This window comes from Deltaproteobacteria bacterium (assembly GCA_016210005.1).
Taxonomy (GTDB): Bacteria; Desulfobacterota; Binatia; order HRBIN30; family JACQVA1; genus JACQVA1.
Map to the genome: position 1 here is coordinate 1 of JACQVA010000098.1, position 2,572 is coordinate 2,572.

Consider the following 2,572-nt stretch of genomic DNA (forward strand, 5'->3'; position numbering starts at 1 on the left):
CAGCCACTCTCTGCGAAGCAGTCGTCGATAAAAGGGGGGGACCGTGAGGGGTATCTACGTATCTCTGGCGTGTCTGTTGCTCTCTGCATGTGGGGCGGTTGGGGGTTCGAGCAATTCGGTCGCCGTAGCTACCCCCACCCCGGGCGATACCACCGATACCGTTCCTGCGGTCGGCACGGGTGGTCCGAGCGGCACGACGACCACCACCACTACGATACCCGCAGCCCCGGCGATGAGCGGTGTCGCCGCGTCGGGAATGCCGCTTAGCGGGGCAACGGTCAACGTCCTGTGCGCGACAGGGGGTACCCGAACGGCGACTACCGATGGCGTCGGCTGGTATTCCGTCGATATCACGGGATGCACCGGACCCTATGTGGCCGCGGTATCCGGAACCACGGGTGCTACGCAGGATACGCTGATCTCGCTGAATCCGGCCGTCGGCCCATCTTTCCTTCTGACCAACATCAATCCGGTCACCCACGCTATTGCCGCGCTGGTGGCGAGTACCGGCAATCCATTCGACCTGGTCGCCGATTTCGCGAGCGAGAAATCCGGCATCACTTCGAGTGCCGTTTCAGATGCCAAGACGGCGATGACGACTGCGCTTGCGAACGTGATGACCGCGGCCGGCGTTGCCTCGGAGCTATTCGACCCGTTGAGCACTTCGTTCTATGCGAACGGGACCGGCTGGGATCGGGTGCTGGACAACGTCAAGATCGAGGTGACGCCGGCGGGCATCGCGATGACCAACATCTCAGCGGCTAAGATCGACGACATGGCCGCCATAGCGAACGGAAGCGCTGCGCCGGACGTACCCGCGGGTTCCCAGATCGTCTTCAACAGGAGCAATTACAAGACTGCACTTAGCGCGCAAATGACGGGCAGCGCCGACGATCTGCGCGCGATCGACCCCGCACGAGACGCGCTCAACGATCCATTCGGTCCCCCGCCGACTCCGGGCAGCGCCCCCGTCGAAACTTCGCTGCGCGCAGCCTTGAACGCCTGCTTCGCGCTTCCGGCGGCGCAGCGCGGTACTTTCGCCGCCCCGGCCTCGGCCTGCGCCGATCTTGCCGCGAGCGATTACCTGAACGACGGCAAGACGGGCGCGCAGGAGTTCGACCCCTTGCTTGCCGATCCGAAGATGGACGGAGCCAAGTTCAACAAAGTGGATGTACTGCGTCTCTTCACCTCGCAGCGGGCGCTGGTGGCTTTGAGCGCAGCGCGCACCGACGGCGTCGTGATTTCCTGGCGCAGCGTCAGGGAGAATTCCGCTGCAACCGGCAACACCTGGAAGCTGCGTGGCAACCAGCGGCCGTACTTCATGTACGTTAACGGAGTGGCCGAGCGGCGCATTCAGTTGCCGCGGGCGGACGCCACGCCAAGCGCATACACGAGCGGTCTCAACCTGTATTTCGATTCCGCTGCGGGAGGCGCGAACGACGCAACGCCGGGGACTGCGACCGGGGTGAGCTACGTGCTGGTGAAAGGTCCCGGGCTGCCGAGTGCCGGCCAGATCCTGCGCCCTGGGCCAGCCGGCTGCGGCGAATCGTTCGTTCTCGCTGCCAGTCCGCCGCCGGCGCCGTTGGCCGCAACTCAACCTTGCACGAGCTATCTGAAACTGGCGAGCAGGGCAGTGGCGAGTGGCGCATCCGATCCGAACGCAGGTTCGTTTGGCAGCGCGCCTGACTTCGCACCGGCTGCGGTGTCGGACGGCGAAATTGTTTCGACCATGCAGCCGATGGCCGCTTACACTTTCGAAGTGCATCGGACCGATGGCACGCTTATCACCTTCGTCGAGCGCCTGCGCGGTCGGCCGCCGACGCGCCAGGAAATGGGCAGCGTGGGCTGGAATGTGCTCTCGGACGCGACGCAGGCGTCGATGGTAGGGGGGAGTTCGCAATCATTCGGCGGCGGCAATTTCACCGTCGCCTGGGTTCCGCAGGCCAATACGCCGCCGGTGACGAATGTTCTGGTGCAGATCAAGACCGACTCGGCGAGCGCCGTATTGCAGGACAAGCAAGACGTCGCTCCCGGCGCCAGCACCGCCACGCTGACCAACGGCGGAGCGGGACTGACTGCAGCCAGCGGCGCAACCGGCGGGTATCAGTTCGTGCAGCTTGGATCGCGAACTCACAGTGACATGCAGATTCTCTCGAGCTGGAAGTATTAAAAATCGTCCCGCGTGGGATGGGCGGGTGGTTCAGTCACCCATTATGGGATGCGCATATCCGAAACTCACATGAACGTGGGATAGGCAAGAGGGTACGTGAATCCTACTATTGAACCTGCTTTGCAGACCGCTGCGCTGTCTGCTATCCAGGGAGAATAGAGATGCGGCCTATGTCTGGCTTGACCTTTGGAAGAGCATCGGCGTTCTTGGTCATTGCGCTTGCCGCCTGCGGCGGTGGCGGCGGCAGTCCCGGACCTGCCGGGTTCATTCCGAGAGTGATGCAGGGCACTGCCGCCACCGGCGCGCCCATTGTCAATGCGGCGGTCACCGTCTTCTGCGGCTCGGGCGAGAAAAAGACCACTACTACCGGGAGCGACGGCTCCTACGGTGTGGACGTCACGG

Annotated in this window: 2 protein-coding genes; both read left to right on the plus strand. The window is 63.6% G+C overall.

The genetic code is table 11. The annotated features are described in order from the left end of the window. Window positions 1–232 precede the first annotated feature (232 nt). Window positions 233–2,170 carry a hypothetical protein gene (locus HY699_09855; GenBank protein MBI4516102.1) on the plus strand — a complete coding sequence of 646 codons (1,938 nt, stop codon included), beginning with the start codon at window positions 233–235 and terminating at the stop codon, window positions 2,168–2,170. A gap of 170 nt (window positions 2,171–2,340) precedes the next feature. Beyond that, a partial coding sequence (locus HY699_09860) for a hypothetical protein (protein MBI4516103.1) occupies window positions 2,341–2,572 on the plus strand: 232 nt, incomplete at its 3' end.

Excerpts from the sequence above, each read along its gene's own strand:
- HY699_09855 (MBI4516102.1), top strand. The coding sequence starts at position 233 with ATGAGCGGTGTCGCCGCGTCGGGAATGCCGCTTAGCGGGGCAACGGTC.